Below are 21,899 nucleotides of genomic sequence, written 5' to 3' on the forward strand. Positions count from 1 at the left end.
TCTTCGGCTCGGTCTTCTCCACCAACTTCGGCCTGGTGAACGCCCTGTTGCAGGCGGTCGGACTCGACCAGATCGCCTGGCTGAACACGCCGTGGGGCATCAAGGTCGCCATCGCCACCCTGATGACCTGGCAGTGGACCGGCTACAACGCGATCATCTTCCTCGCCGGACTCCAGACGATCCCCGGCGAACTGTACGAGGCGGCCCGCATGGACGGCGCCGGACCCGTGCAGACCTTCTTCCGGATCACGCTGCCGCTGATGCGGCCGGTGCTGCTGTTCGTGCTCGTCATCTCGACCGTCACCGGGCTGCAGAGCTTCTCCGAACCACAGATCCTGCTGCAGTCCACGGCCAACGAGTCCACGTTCTCCGGCGGTCCCGACCACGCCGGCCGGACGATGGTCCTCTACTTCTTCCAGCAGACCTTCGACAACAACGACTTCGGTTACGGCGCGGCCGTGGCCTGGGGCATCTTCCTCGTCGTCGTCATCTTCTCGATCATCAACTGGCGCCTGGTGCAGCGCCGGGGCGAAGACTAGGGAGGCCCGTCACCATGGCTGTCACCACACAGACCGAGCCCGCCCCCACCGAGCCGCCCCGTACCGAGCCCGCGAAGGGCACGCGCATCCGGGGTACCCAGCGCAGAGGCATCGCGCTGCATGTCTCCCTGCTGCTCGGGGTGGTGCTCTCCGCGTTCCCGTTCTACTGGGCCGTGATCATGTCGACGCACACGTCGACCGAGATCTTCTCCTACCCGCCGAAGCTGCTGCCCGGCTCGCACTTCGGCGACAACCTGAGCAAGCTGTTCGACAGCATCGATTTCTTCGGGTCGATGTTCAACTCGCTGCTCGTCGCCGTCTCCGTGACGTTCCTCGTCCTGTTCTTCGACTCGCTGGCGGCGTTCGTCTTCGCCAAGTTCAGCTTCCCCGGCCGCCGGGTGCTGTTCGCGATGATGATGGCGATCTTCATGGTGCCCGCGCAGCTCGCGGCCATCCCCCAGTTCGTGATCATGGCGAAGCTGGGCTGGATCGGCTCGATGACCTCGCTGATCGTCCCGGCCGCCGCGAACGCGTTCGGCATCTTCTGGATGCGGCAGTACATGAAGAGCGCGATCCACGACGAACTGCTCGACGCCTCGAAGATCGACGGGGCGAGCTTCCTGCGCCAGTACTGGCACGTGGCCCTGCCCGTGGTCCGCCCCGGGCTCGCCTTCCTCGGCATCTTCACCTTCATGGGCCAGTGGAACGACTACGCCTGGCCGCTGATCGCCCTCACCAACCCGGACAACGTGACCCTCCAGGTCGCCCTGTCCCAGCTCAACGGCGTCCACGGCACCACGGACTACGGAATGGTCATGACGGGTGCGGTCCTGGCCCTGATCCCCCTGCTGATCGTCTTCGCGATCGGCGCCAAGCAGATCATCGCCGACCTCGGAAAGGGAGCGATCCGCTGATGGGACGCGATCACCTGCTCTCGCTGCGGCCCTGGGAGTCACCGGAGACGACCTCCTGGCAGCGGCTGCCGATGAACGCGGTGGACCGGCGCTCCGGCGCGCTGTCCCTGGACGGCTCCTGGCACTTCCAGCTGCTGCCCTCCCCGACCGGCGCGTCCGGCGAGTGGACCCTCGCCGACGTGCCGGGCGTGTGGACCATGCAGAGCCCCCACGACCTGCCCCAGTACACGAACGTCCAAATGCCGTTCGGCGACGTCCCGCCGCACACCCCCGCCGCGAACCCGACGGGCGTCTACGAGCGGTCCGTGGACATCCCCGCCGAGTGGGCGGGCCGCCGGATCGTCCTCCAGGTCGGCGCGGCCGAGAGCGTGCTGCTCGTCCATGTGAACGGCCGGCCGGTCGGCATCTCCAAGGACTCCCACCTGGCGGCCGAGTTCGACCTCACGGCCGTCGTACGGCCCGGGGACCCGGCCACCGTACGGTTCACCGTCGTCAAGTGGTCCGACGCCTCGCACATCGAGGACCAGGACCAGTGGTGGCACGCGGGCATCACGCGCTCGGTGCTCCTGTACGCCACCGATCCGCTGCATCTCGCGGACGTGACCGTGCGCGCGCCCCGCGACGGACACCTGCTGGTCGACTGCACCGTGCGCGACACGGCGGGCCCGCTGCCCGAGGGCTGGTACGTCACCGCGGCCCTGGACGGCCAACTCCTCTCCCAGGACACGGAGTTCGACCGTCTCAACGCCGAGGACATGCGGGTGTCCGACTTCCACGGCGAGGCACGGCTGCGGACCGTCGTCCGGGACGTCCGCCCCTGGACCGCCGAGACACCCGAGCTGTACGACCTGGCCGTACGGCTGCACCGGTCCGACGGTTCGATCGCCGACAGCTCGCACCACCGGGTCGGTTTCCGGGACGTCGAGATCGTCGGCCGGGACCTGCTGGTCAACGGCGAGCGCGTCTTCATCCGGGGCGCCAACCGGCACGACTTCCACCCGCTGACCGGCCGCACGGTCACCGCGGACGACATGCGCGCCGACCTCGTCGTCCTCAAGCGGTTCGGCTTCAACGCGGTCCGCACCTCGCACTACCCGAACGACCCGACGCTGTACGACCTCGCCGACGAGCTGGGACTGTACGTGGTGGACGAGGCGAACATCGAGTCGCACGACCACGCCCACGAGATCGCCGACGACCCCCGCTATCTGCCCGCGTTCGTGGACCGCGTCTCGCGCATGGTCCTGCGGGACAAGAACCACCCCTCGATCATCGTCTGGTCACTGGGCAACGAGTCCGACTACGGCGCCAACCACGACGCCGCGGCGGGCTGGGTACGGCGCCACGACCCGACCCGGCCGATCCAGTACGAGGGTGCCGCCAAGATCGACTGGGCGGACGAGAAGCTCGCCTCCGACATCGCCTGCCCCATGTACGCGCCCATCGAGGACTGTGTCGCGCACGCCCTGTCGGGCAGACAGACCAAGCCCCTCATCCAGTGCGAGTACTCGCACGCCATGGGCAACAGCAACGGCACGCTCGCCGACACCTGGGCCGCCATCGAGTCCACCCCGGGTCTTCAGGGCGGCTTCATCTGGGAGTTCTGGGACCACGGCATCCTCCAGCGTGTGAACGACGGACGACCGGCCGGCCGAGGCGGCGTGGGCCTGTACGACAACGGTGTCACCGCACCCGGCCACCGCTGGGCCTACGGCGGCGACTTCGACGAGGCCATCCACGACGGCGCCTTCATCGCCGACGGCGTGGTCTTCCCCGACCGGACCCCCAAGCCCGTGATGTACGAGCACCGGGAGATCGCGGGCCCGGTCCGGCTGACGTACGGCGAAGGGGTCCTCCGGATCCACAACCGGCAGCACTTCCGGGGCCTGGAGTGGCTGGCGGCCGAATGGCTGCTCGTGGGCGCCGACGGTACGACGCTGCGGACGCCGGCCGCCCTGCCCGAGGTGCTGCCGGGCGGGTCGGCGGAGGTGCCGCTGCCCTTCCCGCCGCCCGAGCCCTCCGCCGGTGAGACCTGGCTGACCCTGCGGGTGACGACCGCGGACGACGAGGCGTGGGCGCCGCTCGGCACGGAGGTGTGCGTACCGCAGGTCCGGCTGGCCGCCGCGGCCACCGGCGCGCCCCCGGAGCCCGCGACCGGTCCGGCCGTCACGCTGGACGCGGACGCGCTGCTGGTCCACCCGCTGCTGACGTCCGCGCCGCAGCTCTCGCTCTGGCGCGCGCCCACCGACAACGACGAGCTGGGCGGCATGGCGGCCCGCTGGCACGGCTGGGGCCTCGACGCGCTCGTACGCAAGGTCGTGGACGTACGCGAGGAGGGCTCGCGGGTCGTCGTGCTCAGCGAGTACACGACCGGTGCCGGGCCCGTCCGCCACGAGCAGGTGTTCACCCCGGTCACCGGCGGTATCCGCGTCGAGGAGTCGGCCGAACTGCCGGCGGGGCTGGACGACGTGGCCCGGGTCGGCACGGTCTTCGAGACGGTCCCCGGACTCGATGTCCTGGACTGGTACGGGCAGGGCCCCTGGGAGTCCTACCCGGACCGCAGCACGGGCGCGCCCGTGGGACACCACTCGCTGCCGGTGGACGGGCTGTTCACTCCCTACCTGCGGCCCCAGGAGAGCGGCGGGCGGCACGGGGTGCGGCGGTTCACGCTGTCGGCGCCGGACGCCACGGGGCTCGCCGTGGAACTGGGGGCGCCCGCACAGGTCTCCGTGAACCGGTACCGGGCCGAGGACCTGGCCGCCGCCACGCACCACGACGAACTGGTGCCACGGCCGGGCTGTGTCGTGCACCTCGACGCGGCGCACCGGGGACTCGGCACGGCGTCGTGCGGGCCGGACACCTCGGCCGGGTATCTCGTCGCGCCGGGGACCCACCGGTGGGAGTGGACGCTGCGCGTGCTCTGAACTGCGCATGCTCCGACCTGCGCACATATGCCCTGGTTGTCACGTCCGTTCGTGACCGGCCGACACCTCCGACGCCGCCGGCACTTCGATCCCAGAGGGACGCTTCAGACCATGACCGAGCAGCAGCTGCCCGCCTGGGCCGACCCTGCCGTCTCCCCCGCCTCGCTCGACGCGCAGGGCGTCTCCCGGCGTGGGCTCCTGCGCCGCGCGGGGCTGTTCGGGGCGGCCTTCGGTACCGCCCTCGCGGCCGGTCCGCTCGCCGGGCCCGCGTCGGCGACCGCCCAGGACAGGGGCCGGGGTCCTGACAGTGGCCGGGGTCCTGGCAAGGGTCTCGGTGGCGACGACCCGCGGCTGGCCTACCTCGTCGGCGACCACCACGTGCACTCCGTCTACAGCCACGACGCGAAGTACACGTTCTCCCAACTCGCCCGCGCGAGCGCGGAGTACGGCCTCGACTGGCTGGTGTTCAACGAGCACTCGAACGTCGGGCACGCGGCGTACGGGGCGAAGCTGGAGCACGAGGAGATCCTGAAGGCGCGTGCCGCCAATCCACGTCAGCTGATCTTCCAGGGCCTGGAGTGGTACATCCCGGGGGCCGAGCACTGCACGGTCTTCGCGGCGCCGGGCCGCCACGAGGTGGACCTGCTCACCCGGTTCGAGCTGGCCTACGACGGCAAACTGCTCGGCTACACGGCGGGCGGGCCCACCCATCCGGACACCCCGCGCAACGAGGCACACGCCGTCGCGGCCATCAAGTGGCTGGCCGAGCAACGCCGTTCGGGCTACGTGGACGACGTCCTGGTCCTCGCCAACCACCCGTCACGGCTCGGCATCGACTCCCCGCACGAGATACGGGGCTGGCGGGACGCGGCCCCCGAGATCATGATCGGCATGGAGGGAGCGCCCGGCGCCCAGGGCGGTGCCATCCCCGGCTGGCGCGGTCCGACGTCGATCCGCGGCGAGTACGAGAACAAGCCCTCGGCGGACTCCTGGCCGGGCTACCCCGCGGACGCGTACGTCACCTACGGCGGGTTCGACTGGATGACGGCCACGGTCGGCGGCATGTGGGACGCCATGCTCGCCGAGGGCAAGCTGTTCACCATCACCACCAACTCCGATGTGCACCGGGTCGTGTTCGACACCTGGAAGAACGGGGACTGGCCGGCCGGACAGAACTTCGACACCACGGGCCGGCTGCCCGACCCGGTGAACACGACTGAACCGCAGGCCGGCGGTGACTTCTGGCCCGGCCAGTTCAGCCGCACACATGTCGGTGTCACCCGCTACGGCCACCGCGCGGTGATGGCGGGGCTGCGGGCGGGCCGGGTCTGGCTCGACCACGGACATCTGCTCGACGGTCTCGACGTACGGCTGAAGCGGGACCGGGACCATGGGCGGGGGGTCACTCTCGGTGGGCGGCTGCGGGTCCGCGCGGGTGACCGGCTGACGCTGCAGGTGACCGTCACGACGGCCTCACGGGCCAATCCGCACGGGATCGTGCCGGAGCTGGCGCATGTCGATGTGATCCGGGGGCCGTGCGGGGGCCTGCCGGCGATCGGGACGGGTGGCGGGCGCCCGACACGCGGGTCGTCCATACGGCGGACGTGTCCGGGCGCACGGGTACGTACACCCTGCGCATTCCGCTGACCGCCGGGGACGAGTCGTTCTATGTGCGGCTGCGCGGCAGTGACGGGAACCGGCACGGGGTGGGGTATCTGGGTGACTCCGTCGACCCGCACGGGCCTGTGGCGCACGCGCCGGGTGACGGGGATCCGTGGGCCGACACGTGGTTCTACTCGAACCCGGTGTTCGTGGAGGTTGTCGGGCGACGGTGAAGGCCCCCTCCGGGGTGGGGGCGTTTTCGGGTGCGGGTCCGTCGTGGCTGGTCGCGCAGTTCCCCGCGCCCCTGAGGGGCTACGCCCCTCAAGGACCCGGCGTGCCTGGTCGGGGGGTGATCGGCGGGCGTACGGTGGGTGGGTGACCAGTGACGAGGCGTTGCGGCCCCAGTCCCTCATGTTGTCCTTTCTCGGTGACCAGGTGCTCGGCCGGGATGTCTGCGTGTACTCGGGGAGCGTCATCGACGTCTTCGGGCGGGCGGGGGTCGGCGAGCACGCGACCCGGTCCACCCTGACCCGGATGGTCGGCCGCGACCTGCTGCGCCGGCAGCGCGAGGGACGCCGGATGTACTTCGGGCTGACCGAGCGCTCGGAGGCCGTGCTGCGCGACGGTGAGCAGCGGATCTGGGAACAGGGCGCCGTCAACCGCCGGTGGGACGGCACCTGGACCCTGCTCGGCTTCTCACTGCCCGAGTCCTGGCAGCGTCAACGGCACGATCTACGCGCGCAGTTGACGTGGAGCGGCTTCGGCCCGCTGTTCGGCGGCCTGTGGATCGCGCCCGGCGAGACCGACGTCTCCGGACTCGTCGCCGAACTCGGCCTGTCCGCCCACGTGAAGATCTTCCGCGCCCACGCGGACACCGGCATGGACATCGGCGCGATGATCGAGGAGACCTGGGAACTGGACGAACTCGCCACGCGCTACCAGGCGTTCGCAGGCCGCTGGCAGCACTGGGAGACCGTCGAGCCCGCGGCCGACGAGGCCCTCGCGCTACGGCTGCGCCTGTCGACGCAGTGGCTCCAGGTCGTCCGCCGTGACCCGCGCCTGCCGGTCGGACACCTCCCGGACGACTGGCCCGCCGACCAGGCGGAGAAGACATTCAGAACGGTCTACACCCGCCTGACCCCCTTGGCCCAACAATCCGCGGACCACCTCTTGGACTTGGTCCCGGTGAGACAGCCCCTTTAGGGGGCGCAGCCCCCTAGGTCCTGTCGTCAAATTCCCGACGTCCGCCCGGAGGGCGGGCCGGGCGGCGTCTGGTGCGTGCTCTCGGTGTGCCGGGCGGAAGCCCTCGTACTGGACGTACTTGGGCTTTCGCCCGGTGCGGCGAGAGGGCGTGCCAGGCGTCGGCCGGCAGGCGGGAATTTGACGACAGGGCCTAGGGGCGCGGGGAACGGCGCAGTCTTTTCGCCTTCAGGGGCGCGGGGAACGGCGCAGTCTTTCAGGGGCGCGGGGAACGGCGCGACCAGCCACAACGGACCCGCACCCGACACCACACCGCACAGCCCCCGTCACACATAGAACCGCGACAAACTCTGCAACACCGCCCCCGGCTTCCCCACCCCCTCGATCTCGATCGTCCCGTCGACAACGACCTGCACCCCACCCCCCACGTCCGACACCTCCGCAAGCCGCGCAACGAGCCGTATCCGCGACCCCACCCTCACCGGCGAGGGAAACCGCACCTTGTTCAGCCCGTAGTTGACCTTCGTGGTCACACCCCGGACGTCCAGCAACTCGGTGAAGAGCGGGATGAACAGCGACAGGGTGAGATACCCGTGCGCGACGGGCGCCCCGAACGGCCCCCGCGCGGCCTTCTCCGCGTCGACATGGATCCACTGGTGGTCCCCCGTGGCATCGGCGAAGGTGTCGATGCGCTCCTGGGTGACCTCGATCCACTCGCTCGTACCGAGGTCACTCCCGGCGAGCTTCCTGAGTTCGTCGACACCGTTCACTGTGATGGTCATATGGCTCTCCCCTGCTGGAGGTCGATCACTGGGTGTCGGTCCCGTACCGCCGGCGGACATGGGACTTGAGCAGCTTGCCGGAGGCGGTCCGCGGGAGTTCGTCGGCGAGCACCACCGACTTCGGGATCTTGTACTTGGCGAGGTGCCCGGTGAGGGACGCGAGGACCTCGTCGAGGTCCAGCGCGACACCCTCGTGCGGGACGACCACCGCGCGCGGCACCTCGCCCCACTTCTCGTCGGGCACGCCGATGACCGCGCAGTCGGCGATGCCGGGGTGGGCGAGGAGCCGGTCCTCGATCTCGGCGGGGTAGATGTTCTCGCCGCCCGAGATGATCATGTCCTTGATGCGGTCGACGACGGTCACGTAGCCGTCGTCGTCGATCCGGGCGGCGTCCCCGCTGCGGAACCAGCCGTCGCTGAACACGGCCGCGGTCTCGTCGGGCAACCCCCAGTAGCCGGGCATGACATGGGGACCGCGTACGACGATCTCGCCCGTCTCGCCGACGTCGGCGAGGTCGGCCGAGGCGAGGCCTGGCCGTACGACGCGTACGTCGCTGAAGAAGTGCGGTACGCCCGCCGAGCCCGCCTTGGTCACCGCGTGCTCGGCGTCCAGGAAGAGCACGCCCGGTGAGGCCTCGGTCATGCCGTAGCCCTGGAGGAAGGTGAGGCCGCGCTCCTGGTAGGCGGCGATGAGCGGGGTCGGCACGGGTGAGCCGCCGCAGCTGAGCATGCGCAGCGAGGACAGGTCGGCGTCGGCCCAGCCCGGCTGGCGCGCCACCTGCTCGAACATGGTGGGCACGCCGAACATGAAGGTGATCCGGTGCCGTTCGATCAGGCCGAGGGTGGCCGCCGGGTCGAACGCCTCGACCAGGACGCAGGTACCGCCCTTGAGGAGGACGGGGAGGGTCAGCATGTTGAGCCCGGCCGTGTGGAACAACGGGGCCGACACCAGCGCGCGTTCGTCCGCGATCAGGTCCTGGTCGACGAGGACGTTGACGGCGTTCCACGTCAGATTGCCGTGGGTGAGCATCGCTCCTTTGGGGCGGCCGGTCGTCCCCGAGGTGTACATGATGACGCAGGTGTCGTCGGCGGTGACGGGTTCGTCGATCGCCTCGCCGGAGGCCGAGTCCAGCAACTGGTCGTAGGCGGCGCCCACTTCGACGTACAAACGCACATCGCAGGTGCCCGGCAGGCCGGCGACCAGCCCCTGGGACGCCGGTCCGTGCACGAGGACCTTCGCGCCGGAGTCTTCGAGCTGGTGGGCGATCTCGGGCCTGGCGAGGCGGGTGTTGAGCGGGACGAAGACCGCGCCGAGCAGGCCGGCCGCGAACAGCGTCTCCAGGTAGGACGGGTGGTTGGGGCCGAGGTAGGCGATCCGGTCGCCGCGGCGCACTCCGCGGGCGCGCAGGGCCTGGGCGAGGCGGGTGGTGCGCTCGTACAGGCCGCCGTACGTGAGTGTCGTGCCGTCGTGGATCAGGGCGGTGCGGTGCGGGGTCTTGCGGGCCCGGCGGGCGGGCCACGACCCCAGTCCCTCGTTGCGCATGCCATACCCCTCAGTGCTCGGTGTGTCCGGTCATGGCTTGGTGAGGCCGAGCAGCCGGGCCGCGTTCTCCTTGAGGATCTTCGGCCGGACCTCGTCCTTGACGGGCAGCTTCGCGAAGTCGGCGAGCCAGCGGTCCGGGGTGAGGACCGGGTAGTCGGAGCCGAACAGTATTTTGTCCTTGAGCAGGGTGTTCGCGTACTGCACGAGTTGCGGCGGGAAGTACTTCGGCGACCAGCCGGACAGGTCGATGTGGACGCCCGGCTTGTGCGTGGCGACCGCGAGGGCCTCGTCCTGCCACGGGAAGGACGGATGCGCCAGGATGATCTTCAGGTGCGGGAAGTCCGCGGCCACGTCGTCGACGTGCAGCGGATTGGAGTACTTCAGGCGGATGCCTCCCCCGCCGGGCACGCCCGCGCCGATGCCGGTCTGCCCGGTGTGGAAGAGGGCGATGGCACCGGTCTCCTCGATGACCTCGTACAACGCGTACGCCACGGAACGGTCGTTGGGGAAGAAGGCCTGGATGCTGGGGTGGAACTTGAAGCCCTTCACCCCGTACTCCTCGACCAGCCTACGGGCCCGCTTCACTCCCGCCCTGCCGCGGAAGGGGTCGATGGAGGCGAACGGGATCAGCACGTCGGGGTTGGCGGCGGCGGCCTCGGCGACCTCCTCGTTCGGGACGGGTTCGGTGCCGGTCGCGGATTCGGCGTCGACCGTGAAGACGACGGCGGCCATCCTCCGCTCGCGGTAGTACGCGGCCGTCTCCTCCAGGGTCGGCTTCCGCTTGCCCTCGACCTTGAAGTAGGCGCTGGAGGCCGCGTGCAGGTCGTCGTCGAGCGAGGACGTGCCCTTGGAGGAGACCTCGGCGTGGGTGTGGACGTCGATGGCGACCAGGTCGTCGACGTTCATCGGGAGGGGCATGACGCCTCCGGAGCCTTGGGTGCGGGCGCGGGCGCGGGGATGCCGACCGTCTGCGGTTCGGCGCCGACCGAGGTGTGCCAGACGTCGGCGAGCGCCTCGGGGGTCCAGCCGCCGTCGGCGTACGCGGCCCTGATCTCCTGGGGGTGGGACCACAGGGTGACCTTGTCGCCGCCGATGCCGATGGCCTGCCCGGTCACCCCGCGGGCGGCCTCGGAGGCCAGGAACGGGACGAGGGCCGCGCAGTCCTCGGGCGTGCCGAAGCCCTCGCCCCTGCGCAGGAAGTCCGGCAGCGGTTCGCCCTGTTTCATGGCCTCGATGTAGGGGGCGAAGGCTGGGATGGTCTCGGTCATCGCGGTCGCGGCCACCGGCACGATCGCGTTGACGGTGATGCCCGCGCGGCCCAGCTCCATCGACCAGGTACGGGCCATGGCGGCGATGCCGGCCTTCGCGGCGGAGTAGTTGGTCTGACCGAAGTTGCCGCGCTGCCCGGCCGGTGAGCCGACGAGGATCAGCGTGCCGCCCCCGCCCTGCTCCCGCATGCATACGGCGGCGGCGCGGGCGCAGGTGAAGGTGCCCTTCAGATGGGTGGTGAGCACCGCGTCGAAGTCGTCGTCGGTCATCTTCCACAGAACCTTGTCGCGCAGGATGCCCGCGTTGGTGACCAGGACGTCGAGGCGGCCGAACTCCGCGACCGCGCGGCCCACCAGGCGGTCCGCGGCCTCGGCGGTACCGACGGCGACCACCTCGGCCACGGCGGTGCCGCCCGCGCCGGTGATCGCCTCGACGGCCTGCTCGGCGACGGCCTCGTCCACGTCGTTGACGACCACGGAGGCGCCGGCGGCGGCGAGGGCGTGCGCGTAGGCCAGGCCGAGGCCACGGCCGGAGCCCGTGACCACGGCGACCTTGCCGGTGAGATCGATGCTGGACACGAGGGGTCCCTTCAGGGGATGGGGTGAGGCGTGCCGGGGTGACGAAATCGAAGCTAAGGACAATAATTGTTGACGTCAATAGTTGTTGCCGACTCGGCCGTACGCCATGCTGGTCCCGTACGGACGCAGTACCGAGCCCTTCGCGGGGCCAGGACCAGGGAGCCCGCCATCGCCCGCCAGTCGCATGTCACCGACCCCCCGCCCACGGACGCCGCGCCGATCGACGCCCAGGAACCGTGGATGCGCGGACTGCACGCGGACACCGGCTACCTGCTGTACCGGATGGGCCTGCGCTCGGGGCAGATGTTCAACTCGTTCCTGCAGGAGTCGGGGCTGCGGCTGCGGCACTACGCGCTGCTGCGGTTCCTGGCCACCTCCGAGGGCGCGCTCCAGCGGGAGCTGAGCTCGCGGCTCGGTTACGACCCGAGCGCGATCGTCGGCCTGGTCGACGACCTGGAGAAGCTCGGCTTCGCCGAACGCCGTCCCTCCCCCGACGACCGCCGCAGCCGGACCGTCGTACTGACCGGGGACGGGCGCGCCTTCCTGCGCGACACCGACGAGGCGGGGCTGCGGGTGACGGACGACCTGCTCGGGCCGCTCGACCCGGCCGAGCGGGAGATCCTGCACACCCTGCTGCGCCGCGTCGCCGAGACCGAGCTCGACTCCGGCGCGTAGAACGGCACGGCCCATGACCTCCCTGTCCGCGCCCGACCGACTGCTGGCCGTGCTCGCCGCCTTCGACCACGACCACCCGGCGCTCTCCCTCACGGACATCAGCCGCCGGGCCGGGCTCTCCCTCACCACCGCGCACCGGCTCGTGGGCGCGCTCAGCGACTGGGGCGCCCTGGAACGCGACGCGGACGGCATCTACCACGTGGGGCTGCGGTTGTGGGAACTCGCCGCGCTCTCCCCGCGCGGGCTCGCCCTGCGGCAGATCGCGCTGCCGTACCTGGAGGATCTGTACGAAGCGACGCACGAGAACGTGCAGTTGGCGGTGCGCGACGGCTCCGAGGTCGTCTACATCGAGTGGATCTCCGGCCGGTCGGCCGTGGGGGTGAAGATCCAGGTGGGCGCGCGCTGGCCGCTGCACGCGACCGGGGTGGGACTCGCGCTGCTCGCCCACTGCGAACCGGCGTTCCAGGAGGCGTACTGCGGCAGGCCGCTCGCCGGCTTCACCCCGCACACCCTCACGGACCCGGCCGCCCTGCGCCGCGCACTCGCCGAAGTCCGTTACTCCGGAGTGGCGGTGAGTGTCCGTCAGATCACCGAGGACGCCCTGTCGGTGGCCGCTCCGGTACGCGGTCCCGGCGGCCCGGTGACCGCGGCGGTCTCGGTCGTGGTCCCCGAACACGACGCGCAGACACCGGCGTTGATCCCCGCGGTACGGCTCGCCGCGCGCGGGATCTCCCGGGCACTGGGGTGGCAGCCGGAGCCGTCAGGAGGGTGAGGGTCGGTGAGAGCCGATCGATATCCCTCTCACCGGTGAGGACGCGGCCCCGGCCCCGCGCCGATACTGGCACGGCCCCTTCCCCGAGGAGCCGCCCATGCCCGCCTCGCCCGCCTCCCCCTGGATCAGCCCCGCCGTCGCCCGCCTGCGCACGGCCAACCCGTACGTCGTCGACATCGCGGTCGCCGTACTCGTCCTGTTCGCCGCCTCACTGCAGTGGATATTCCCCGACGAGGGCGACGACCGCCTGACCTGGCAGGGGTTCCTGCTGGGCGCCGGTACGGCGCTGCCGCTCGTGTGGCGGCGCCGGGCGCCGTTCCTCGCGGCCTGCGGGGTCTCGGTGTTCACCCCCGCCATGGCCGTCTACCACGCACCACCGCCGGACATCATGTACGCCGGTCTGGTCGTCCTCTACACGATGGCCGCGGTCGGCCGGCCCTGGCAGCGGCGGGTCATGCTGGTGGGATGGCTGGCCGGGGTCGCGCTGACCATGACGCACAAGGAGGACGCCGAACCCTTCGAGTACGCCTTCCAGTTGCTGAGCTGCGTCAGCGCCTACGGCTTCGGGGTGCTGTCCCGACTCCAGCGGGCGTACACGGCGGCGCTGGAGGACCGGGCCCGCCGCCTGGAACGCGAACGGGCCGCCGACACCGCGCGGGCCGCCGCCAGGGAACGGGCCGGCATCGCCCGCGACATGCACGACATCCTGGCCCACGCCGTGAGCCTGATGGTGGTGCAGGCCGAGGCCGGGCCCGTGGTCGTACGCAGCGATCCCGAGCGCGCGGAGGGGGCGTTCGACGCCATCGCCGGCGCCGGGCGCGACGCGATGGTCCAGCTGCGGCGGATCCTCGGCGTCCTCAAGGAAGAGCCACTGAACGGCAGTTCGGACCGGCTGCCGCAACCGGGGGTCGCGGCCCTCACCGGGCTGGTCAGACAGGTCGGCGACACGACCGGACTGCGGATCGAGCTCCGGCACACCGGGCAGCCGCGCCCACTGCACCGGGACACCGAGGTCGCCGCGTACCGCGTGGTCCAGGAAGCCCTGACCAACACCGTCAAGCACGCGTACGCTTCCTGCGCGCGGGTCGAACTGGACTGGACGGAGGCCGAGTTGACGCTCACGGTGACGGACGACGGGCGGGGCCCGGCGGACACCGCCCCGGGCGGGGGCGGGAGTGCGGGCGGCCACGGACTGATCGGCATCCGGGAGCGGGCCGCCGCGTGCGGAGGCACCGCCCGTACGGAGCCCGGCCGCGACGGAGGTTTCCGCGTCGTCGTACGCCTGCCCGTGGTGGGCGACCGGCAGGTGACGCCGGGGTGAGCATCCGTGTGGTGGTCGCCGACGACCAGGAACTGGTCCGCAGCGGCTTCAGCATGATCCTGGAGGCGCAGCCCGACATCGACGTCGTCGCGGAGGCGGGGGACGGCGTGGAGGCGGTGGCCGCCGTGCAGCGGCACACGCCGGACGTGCTGCTGCTCGACATCCGGATGCCTCGGATGGACGGACTGGAGGCGGCGAGGCTCGTGTGCGCGCAGTCCGCGTGCCGGGTGGTCATGCTGACGACGTTCGACCTCGACGAGTACGTGTACGAGGCGTTGTACGCGGGAGCGAGCGGGTTCCTGCTCAAGGATGTGCGGCGGGACGATCTGGTGCACGCCGTGCGGGTGGTGGCCGCCGGGGACTCGTTGCTCGCGCCGTCGGTGACACGGCGGCTGGTCGCCGACATCATCCAGCGGCGGCGGGCGGGGGCCGCGCCGTCCTCCCCGGTGCGGCTCGATGGTCTCACCGCGCGCGAGGAGGAGACGTTGCGGCTGCTGGCGCGGGGGTTGTCCAATGCGGAGATCGCTCGGGCGTTGTTCGTGAGCGAGCACACGGTGAAGACGCACGTCAGCAACGTACTCAGCAAACTGGGGCTGCGGGACCGGGTCCAGGCGGTCATCTGCGCGTACGAGTCGGGCGTGGTGACCCCGGGCACGCCTTGACCTGCGGCCGGCAGAACGGACGTCACCCGCGGCCCGGTGGGGGCCGCTCGCGCCGTTCCCCGCGCCCCTTGACGACGGGGCCTCGGGTCGCCTGCCTCCTGCGGGCCGGTGGGGGTCGGCCGCGCCGTTCCTCGCGCCCCTGGAAGACGGGGCTGCGCCCCTGTCTTTTGTTTTTGGGGGCGCGGGGAACTGCGCCGCCAGCCCACGACGGCCCGCAGAACACATCGGGCCCACGCCCCCCGTCGTCCAGGGGCGCGGGGAACTGCGCGGCTCGCCCCCACCGGGCCCGCAGGTGGGGGAAGGGTCCCGTCGGGGCTCCCCCGTGCGGCGGAGCCGCGGGTGGGATCTCACTCGTGCGGGGGAGTCGTCGAAACCCCTCCGACCGGCGATCCGCCGAGCGGCTTCGCAAGGCGATTCTGGGGCGACCGAAAAGCCCCGACCCGCCGGGAGGCACCCCGTGCTCAACAGGATCGCCAGGGCGTCGACACGCCGGCCACTGACCGTGATCGGCCTCTGGCTGCTCTTCCTGCTGCTCGGCTTCGGCCTCGGCACAGGCGTCTTCGCGCGGCTCAGCGACTCCGTGCCGGACGTCCCGGGCACGGAGTCGGACCGCGCGTCGGAGTACCTCGACGGCATCGACCCGGCCGGCGAGTCGATCACCGCGGTGATCGCGGGCACACCCGTCGCGGACACCGCACTCCGCACCCAGGTGGAGGCCGCGGTCACCGACCTCCGCGACATCGCGAACATCGCCGCCGTACCCGACCCGTACACCACGCGAGGGCTTGTCGCCGAGGACGGCCACGCACTCGTCATCCCGGTCACCCTGAAGGGCGGTCTCGACGACGACGCCGAGGAACAGGTCCTGGACGCCGCGAGTGACCGTATCCACCAGATCAGGGCACCCGACGTCCACGTGAGCGGCGGCCCGCTGCTCGGGCAGCAGCTCGGCGAACGGGCCCAGCAGGACGTGGCCCGCGCGGAGATCATCTCGTTGCCCGTGGTCCTCGTCCTGCTGCTCCTGATCTTCGGCGGCTTCCGCGCCGCCGGACTGCCCCTGGTGGTCGCGGTGAGCGGCGTCGCGGGCGCGTTCCTCGCCCTGTTCGGCTTCAGCCAGTTCACCGACATCTCCGTGTACGCGATCCAGGTCACCACGATGCTCGGCCTGGGACTCGCCGTGGACTACGCCCTGTTGATGGTGGTCCGCTTCCGCGAGGAACGCCGCACCACCGACGACGTCGTGGAAGCCGTGCACCGTACGGTGGCCGGCGCCGGACGCACGGTCCTGTTCTCCGGTCTGACCGTGGCCGTCAGCCTCACCGGCCTGCTGGTCTTCCCCAGCATCTTCCTGCGCAGCATGGGCTTCGCCGTGGCCGCCGTCGTGGTCATCGACATGCTGGCCGCGCTCACCCTGCTCCCCGCCCTGCTGGCCCGCTTCGGCGGGAGGATCGCCCCCGCGAAGACGAAACCGGCTGGAGAAGAGGGGCGTGTCTTCGCGCGGCTGGCCCGGTTCGCCACCGGCCGCCCGGTCGTCGTCACCGTCGCCTCCGTCGCCGCCCTGCTCGTCCTGGCCCTGCCCGCCACCGGTATGAAGATCAACATCGGGGGCGCCCAGCAGTTGCCGACCAGCACGGAGGCACGGCAGCTGGACGACACGATCCAGGCCCACTTCCCGCCGGGCACGGGCGTCTCGGAGGTGACCGTGGTCCTGAAACCGGGCACGGACACCGCGACGGCCGAGCGGATCGAGGCGCTCTCCCCCGGCACCGGGTCGCGTGAACTGCCGGGCGGCACCACCGTGCTGAGCATGCAGCCCGGTGGCAGCGCGGACGGGAAGGCGGCGACCGATCTGGTCCAGCGGGTACGGGACGTACGCGGCGACGAGCCCGTACAGGTCACCGGTGTCGCGGCCCGGCTGGTGGACTTCCGGGCGATGCTCGGCGATCGGGCGCCCTGGGCCGCCGTCACCGTCCTCGCCGGGATCTTCCTCCTGCTCTTCGCGTTCACCGGCTCGGTCCTGATCCCGCTGCGGACGATCTTCACGACGCTGCTCAGTCTGGGCGCGGCGCTCGGCGTGGTGGTGTGGGTGTTCCAGGACGGGCATCTGGCCTCGGCGCTGGGCTCGCAGGAACTCGGCGCGCTGAGCCTGACGGCACCTCCGCTGATCATCGCGATCGCCTTCGGACTCGCCATGGACTACGAGCTGTTCATCCTCGCCCGGATGCGTGAGACCTGGCTGCGCACGGGTGACGCGCAGGACGCCGTCGTCACCGGTCTGCGCCGCTCCGGCCGGGTCGTGAGCTGCGCGGCGCTGCTGCTCGCGGTCGTTTTCGGCGCCTTCATGACGGGCGGTTTCGCCCCCATCCTGCAGATCGGTCTGGGACTGACCCTCGCCGTGCTGATCGACGCCACACTCGTACGGATGCTGCTGGTCCCGGCGACCATGGCGCTGCTGGGCCGGCGCGCGTGGTGGGCGCCGAAGCGTCTGCGCCGGGCGCACGACCGTTTCGGCCTGCACGAGGAGGCTCCGCCCGCCACACCCGAACTCACCAAGCAGCACTGAGGCAGACCGAACTGAAGCAGGCGCGCAACCGCCGTCGTCGGCCCCGGTCCCTCCCGGACCGGGGCCCTCGCCATGCCCCGCCCTCCGATACGGCTACCCCCCGGCGGTCAGCCGCCTCCTGTCCGGCTTCCCCGCGGGCGTGAGCGGTACCTCCTCGATGAGGGTCAGGCGGGTCGGCGCGCTCGCCTCTTCCAGGTGTGCCGTCACCCACGCGCGCAGTTCGCGCAGCTCCGGGAGGTGTCCTTCGGCAGGTACGACGAAGGCGTGGACCGCCTCTCCGGTGTCGTCGTCGGGGACACCGACCACGTACGCCTCGGCCACCGAGGGATGGGTGGCGAGCCGTCGCTCGACGGGGCCGGCGTAGTAGAGGTTGGCGTTGACGATGATCACGTCGCGGGCCCGGCCCGTGAGCCACAGCCGGCCCTCGGAGTCGAGCCGGCCGAGGTCACGGGTGCGTACCCAGCCGTCGGTGAACACCTCGGCGGTGAGGGCGGGTTCCCGCCAGTAGCCGTCGCTCTGTCCCGGGGTCCGGACGAAGAGTTCGCCGTCGGTGCCCGGTGGGACGGGGCGGCCCGAGGGGTCCCGGATCTCCAGGTCGACGGGCGGCACGCCCAGCGAACCCGGCTCGTCCTCGGGGGTGGCCATGGAGATCATGCCGGTCTCGGTCTGGCCGTACCCGTGGAAGACGACCGGGCCGAGTGCGTCGGACGCCTCACGAAGCCGTCCCGGCTCCAGCGGGGAGCCGGACACCATCAGGGCGCGCAGGCTGGTGAGGTCGGCGGGTGACGCGCGCTGTCCTGCCGTGAGTTTCCTCAGGCGGGCCACGGTGATGACGCTCGCGGTCGCGCGGTGTCGCTCGATGCTGTCGCGGAGGTCCGGCTGTCCGGCGGTCACCAGGGTGCCGCCGGCGGCGAGGGTGAGGAGCCCGTACTCCATCATCACCTGGCTCGCCAGGGTGCCGAACACCAGGAAGCGGTCCAGTCGTGCGGCGAGTGCGCGGACGGCGGGCGGCCAGGCCTCGGGCCGGAGCGCCCAGGCCGCGGTCATCGCCGCGTAGGTCTGCGCGCATGCCTTCGGGACGCCGGTGCTGCCGCTGGTGTGGATGAGCCGGGCGATATCCTCCGGGCGGGCCAGGGGCAGTGGACGGAGGCCGTCGTCCGGTGCCGACAGCAGGTCGTCCAGCGCGAGGACCTTCCCGGGCCGATCCGTATCCGTATCCGTGTCGGTGCCTGTGTCCGTGGCAGCCGTCCGGTCGGTGACCGTGAAGGCGGTGTCCGCGAGCAGGTGCTGTTGCTGACGGGCCGTCAGACCGGGGCGTACGCCCACCACGCGGGCGCCTACGACATGTGCCGCGACGATCGCGGCGAACGCCTCCGGGCTCACGCCGAGCAGCAGGGCGACACCGTCACCGCGGCCGATGCCGTTCGCGCGCAGCCCGTTGGCCACGCGCCGTACCGTGCCGAGGAGTTCGGCCGCGGTGACGATCCGGTCGGCGTGCTCGAACACCGGACGGTGGCCCGCCGTTTCGAGGAGGTCCAGCAGCCGGCCGGGGAACTGCTCAGTCAAGGCAGGCCTTCACGAACGCCGCGAGCGGCTGGTGGTGGACCGCCGGGATGTCCCACTCGTTCTCCAGGTTCTCCGCCAGATGGTGGGTGGCGCTCAGGACACCGTCGCGGTAGTGGCGTACGACGGGGTGCAGATAGCTGGAGTCCATCGCGTGCTCGACGTCGTTCTCGGTCACGCGCGGGACGGTGACGTCGAACGGATCGACGCCGTCGTGGTCGGCCCCGTATTCCAGGTCGACGACGAACCGGTGGGCGGCAGGTCCGAGGCCGCCGTCGGCGGCGTACTCCAGCGGGACCTCCTCCTGGTAGGTGGCCCGGTCCGCGTCCACCGTGATGACGTCTCCGAGGACCCCGAACTGCTGCCACAGCGCGGAGGACCGGTTGACGCGGGCGACGACGGCGTCGGCGATCGCCTCCGGTGCCGCGGTGAGCGGCCGGGCGGGCCAGGGTTCGTCGTGGTGGCGGGCGTCGAGGATGCGGTGCAGGGCGCGCACTCCGTAGCGGAAGCCGTGGACGAAGCCGCTGGTGCCCCTCTTGAAGTCGCGCTGCTGGGTGAGGGTGCCGGCGAAGTGGAGGTCCGGTACGTTCACCGACTCGTAGGCGGAGTTCTGTTCGGGGAAGCGCCCGTTGATGACGAGGGCGGGGCGGCAGGTCTCGTCGAAGGCGTCGGCGTCGAAGCGGAATCCGGCGCACAGGATGATGCGGTCGTAGAGCAGTTCGCGCAGCCGTTCCGTGGTGCGGGCGTAGCGGAAGGTGACATGGAACCCGCCGTCGGCCGTCTTCTCGATGTGCTCCACGGTTCCGTCCAGGACGGCGTTCTGCGACTTCAGCTGGTAGCTGTCCAGGAAGTTGTTGTTCACCGCGCGCAGATGCCCGACGAAGTGGGTCTTCCACGCCATCCTGAGCGAGTGCGGGCCCGCGACATGGATGACCGCGGCCTTCGCCATGAGGGCCTCGGCGGTCTCGAAGGCGGAGTTGCCCTTGCCGACGACCAGGACCCGCTGATTGACGAAGGTGCTCGGATCGGTGTCGAACTCGTCGTACCGTTCGGCGAGTTCGATGCCGGGGACGGCCGGCTCGTTGAGGCGGGAGAGACCGGTCGCCACGACGAGCCTGCGGGCCCGCCAGTGGTGACCGGCGGTGTCGTGGACCGTGAAGACGCCGTCCGCGCGGGAGACACGGACGACGTCCGTGCCGTACTCGACACGGACGCCGGTACGGTCGGCGAAGTCGGCCAGGTAGCGTACGAAATCGTCGGCCTGGGGGAAGTACTGCTCGCTGTACCGGGTGAACAACAGGTCCGGGTCGTCGCTGAGGAGCGAGTTCCAGTCCATCCGGAGGTTGAGTTCGGGGTCGGTGTAGCCGGTGTTCACCTTGTTGATCGATATCAGCTGTCGATGTCGGGGGAACCTGGTGAAGAACGTGCCAGGGCCGTCTCCGCGCTCCAGGACGACGTAGTCCCGTCCGGCACGTTCCAGGAGAGCGGCGAGCTGAAGTCCGGCCGGTCCGGCCCCGATGATCAGGTAATCGCGCACCATGGGCGGGACGTTAGTGCCGCCAGATCAGAAGGCTCTGAGATTGCCGGCCGACGGCTCACGGTCGTCGCGGCCGGGGCCTCGACCGGATCAGGCGTGCACGGAACCCGCTCCGGTCGAGGCCGAGGAGGAGACCTCCTTGTCGACGGTCCCCTCCGCCGGGGACATACGGCGTTCGATGCGCTCGGGCAGGGCCAGCCGGTACAGCGGGACGGCGCCCGCGGTGGTGAGCACCGCGACCAGGACGAGCATGGAGAAGACGTCCTTGTTGATCATGCCTTGGGCGAGGCCGATGTTGATGAAGATCAGGATCATCAGGCCGCGGGCGTTCATGAGGGCGCCCACCGCCCACGACTCGCGCCAGGTGAACCCGATGCCGCGCATGGCGAGGGCGCACCCGATGTACTTGCCGGTGAACCCGGACAGGAGGATCAGCAGGAACGGTCCGATCATGGCCCAGCCGGTGACTCCGCCCAGTTCGGTGTTGAGGCCGGAGAAGGTGAAGAAGACGGGCAGGAACAGCACGCAGACGAGGTCCATCATGCGGCTGTGCAGTGCCTGGCGGAAGGCCTCGTTCCTGGGCATGGCCAGCCCGGCGACGAAGCCTCCGAAGACCGAGTAGATGCCGATCCAGTCGGTGAAGTAGCCGGAGAGCAGGACGATGCCGACGACGAGGTACATCTGGTCGAAGCCGAACAGGCCGGTGCGCTCGACCCGTTCACCCATCGGACGCAGCAGCCGCGCCACGACGGTGAGCATCACGACGGTGAAGACGACGGTGAGGCCGATGGTGCGCAGGGCGTGCGGCAGGCCGGCGCCGGTGTGCATGGCGGACAGCACGGCGAGGAAGCACCAGGCCGCAGCGTCGTCGACGGAGGCGCCCAGGAGGGTCATGCGGCCGAGCGGCGAGTTCTCCAGTCCGCGTTCGTAGAGGATGCGGGCGAGCATCGGGAAGGCGGTGATGGACAGGGCGCCGCCGAGGAAGAGGGCGAACTGGAAGGAGCTGACATCCGGCTTGGAGAGGCGGTCGTGGAGCAGATAGCCCGTCGCGGCGCCGAGCAGCAGCGAGGGGACGATCCCGGACAGGGCCAGCACGGACGCGTTCTTGGTGTCCTTCCTGCCGTTTCCCGCCGTGCGGTCGAGGCCGACACCGACCAGGAACATGAAGAGGGTCAGGCCGAGGGTGCTCAGCACGTACAGGATGGGTTTCACCTCGGGGGTGAAGACCGCTTTCTGGGCTTCTGGGAAGAGGGCGCCGAAGAGGGTGGGCCCCAGCAGGACACCGGCCACCATCTCGCCGAGCACGCGCGGCTGTTTCACCCACAGGGCGAGGCGTCCGCAGACGGCGGACGCGGCGAGGATGATCACGATGGCGGGCAGGACCCGCAGGACGAGTTCGAGGTTCTTGTCGGTGGTGGCTGCCAGGAAGGTCGGGGACACGGCGGGCTCCTGTGG

Annotated in this window: 16 protein-coding genes and 1 pseudogene; 10 read left to right on the top strand and 7 right to left on the bottom strand. The window is 70.9% G+C overall.

The window, feature by feature from the left end; translation table 11 throughout:
• The 5 genes and pseudogenes from ACFVH5_RS29050 to ACFVH5_RS29070 all read left to right on the top strand — a co-directional run.
• A partial coding sequence (locus ACFVH5_RS29050; protein WP_385836680.1) for a carbohydrate ABC transporter permease occupies positions 1-539 on the top strand: 539 nt, incomplete at its 5' end.
• Between the two features lie 14 nt (positions 540-553).
• Entirely contained in the window at positions 554-1,453 is a 900-nt protein-coding gene (locus ACFVH5_RS29055; protein WP_385836681.1) for a carbohydrate ABC transporter permease, read from the top strand.
• Positions 1,453-4,377 carry a glycoside hydrolase family 2 TIM barrel-domain containing protein gene (locus ACFVH5_RS29060; RefSeq protein ID WP_385836682.1) on the top strand — a complete coding sequence of 975 codons (2,925 nt, stop codon included), beginning with the start codon at positions 1,453-1,455 and terminating at the stop codon, positions 4,375-4,377. The genes ACFVH5_RS29055 and ACFVH5_RS29060 overlap by 1 nt, the downstream gene beginning before the upstream one ends.
• 111 nt (positions 4,378-4,488) lie before the next feature.
• A pseudogene (locus tag ACFVH5_RS29065) lies at positions 4,489-6,212 on the top strand (histidinol-phosphatase).
• Positions 6,213-6,354: 142 nt separating this feature from the next.
• Positions 6,355-7,182, top strand: a complete 828-nt coding sequence (locus tag ACFVH5_RS29070) for a PaaX family transcriptional regulator C-terminal domain-containing protein (protein WP_385836683.1) — start codon at positions 6,355-6,357, stop codon at positions 7,180-7,182.
• A 323-nt stretch (positions 7,183-7,505) separates the two neighbouring features.
• Here the strand turns inward: ACFVH5_RS29070 and ACFVH5_RS29075 are convergent, their stop codons facing one another.
• From ACFVH5_RS29075 to ACFVH5_RS29090, 4 genes are read right to left on the bottom strand one after another with little or no spacing between them, the layout of a single operon-like run.
• Positions 7,506-7,961 (bottom strand): MaoC family dehydratase, encoded by a 456-nt coding sequence (locus ACFVH5_RS29075; protein ID WP_385836684.1) that lies wholly within the window; start codon positions 7,959-7,961, stop codon positions 7,506-7,508.
• 25 nt (positions 7,962-7,986) lie between these two features.
• Complete coding sequence (menE, locus tag ACFVH5_RS29080) at positions 7,987-9,504, bottom strand: o-succinylbenzoate--CoA ligase (protein WP_385836685.1); 1,518 nt, start codon at positions 9,502-9,504, stop codon at positions 7,987-7,989.
• 30 nt (positions 9,505-9,534) lie between these two features.
• Positions 9,535-10,410 (bottom strand): amidohydrolase family protein, encoded by an 876-nt coding sequence (locus ACFVH5_RS29085; protein WP_385836706.1) that lies wholly within the window; start codon positions 10,408-10,410, stop codon positions 9,535-9,537.
• Positions 10,407-11,351 (bottom strand): SDR family oxidoreductase, encoded by a 945-nt coding sequence (locus ACFVH5_RS29090; RefSeq protein WP_385836686.1) that lies wholly within the window; start codon positions 11,349-11,351, stop codon positions 10,407-10,409. The genes ACFVH5_RS29085 and ACFVH5_RS29090 overlap by 4 nt, the downstream gene beginning before the upstream one ends.
• 240 nt (positions 11,352-11,591) lie before the next feature.
• On the opposite strand from ACFVH5_RS29090, the gene ACFVH5_RS29095 reads away from it, so the two are divergent.
• From ACFVH5_RS29095 to ACFVH5_RS29115, 5 genes are all read left to right on the top strand, one after another.
• On the top strand, positions 11,592-12,026 hold the full coding sequence (locus tag ACFVH5_RS29095) for a MarR family winged helix-turn-helix transcriptional regulator (protein ID WP_384807125.1): 435 nt from the start codon (positions 11,592-11,594) through the stop codon (positions 12,024-12,026).
• 13 nt (positions 12,027-12,039) lie between these two features.
• The gene (locus tag ACFVH5_RS29100; protein ID WP_385836687.1) at positions 12,040-12,798 is read left to right on the top strand and encodes an IclR family transcriptional regulator; all 759 of its coding nucleotides are present in this window, start codon (positions 12,040-12,042) and stop codon (positions 12,796-12,798) included.
• A gap of 97 nt (positions 12,799-12,895) precedes the next feature.
• Positions 12,896-14,119, top strand: coding sequence for a sensor histidine kinase (locus tag ACFVH5_RS29105; protein ID WP_385836688.1), 1,224 nt, complete (start codon positions 12,896-12,898; stop codon positions 14,117-14,119).
• Positions 14,116-14,781 carry a response regulator gene (locus ACFVH5_RS29110; protein ID WP_384807119.1) on the top strand — a complete coding sequence of 222 codons (666 nt, stop codon included), beginning with the start codon at positions 14,116-14,118 and terminating at the stop codon, positions 14,779-14,781. The genes ACFVH5_RS29105 and ACFVH5_RS29110 overlap by 4 nt, the downstream gene beginning before the upstream one ends.
• A gap of 457 nt (positions 14,782-15,238) precedes the next feature.
• Positions 15,239-17,344 (top strand): MMPL family transporter, encoded by a 2,106-nt coding sequence (locus ACFVH5_RS29115; RefSeq protein WP_385836689.1) that lies wholly within the window; start codon positions 15,239-15,241, stop codon positions 17,342-17,344.
• A 93-nt stretch (positions 17,345-17,437) separates the two neighbouring features.
• Here the strand turns inward: ACFVH5_RS29115 and ACFVH5_RS29120 are convergent, their stop codons facing one another.
• The 3 genes from ACFVH5_RS29120 to ACFVH5_RS29130 form a co-directional block, all read right to left on the bottom strand.
• Complete coding sequence (locus ACFVH5_RS29120; protein WP_385836690.1) at positions 17,438-18,910, bottom strand: class I adenylate-forming enzyme family protein; 1,473 nt, start codon at positions 18,908-18,910, stop codon at positions 17,438-17,440.
• Positions 18,903-20,447 (bottom strand): NAD(P)-binding domain-containing protein, encoded by a 1,545-nt coding sequence (locus ACFVH5_RS29125; protein ID WP_385836691.1) that lies wholly within the window; start codon positions 20,445-20,447, stop codon positions 18,903-18,905. The genes ACFVH5_RS29120 and ACFVH5_RS29125 overlap by 8 nt, the downstream gene beginning before the upstream one ends.
• Before the next feature lie 87 nt (positions 20,448-20,534).
• Positions 20,535-21,884, bottom strand: a complete 1,350-nt coding sequence (locus tag ACFVH5_RS29130; RefSeq protein WP_385836692.1) for a cation:proton antiporter — start codon at positions 21,882-21,884, stop codon at positions 20,535-20,537.
• Between the last annotated feature and the right edge of the window lie 15 nt (positions 21,885-21,899).

The sequence above is a fragment of the Streptomyces sp. NPDC127119 genome, from assembly GCF_042677425.1.
GTDB lineage: Bacteria > Actinomycetota > Actinomycetes > Streptomycetales > Streptomycetaceae > Streptomyces.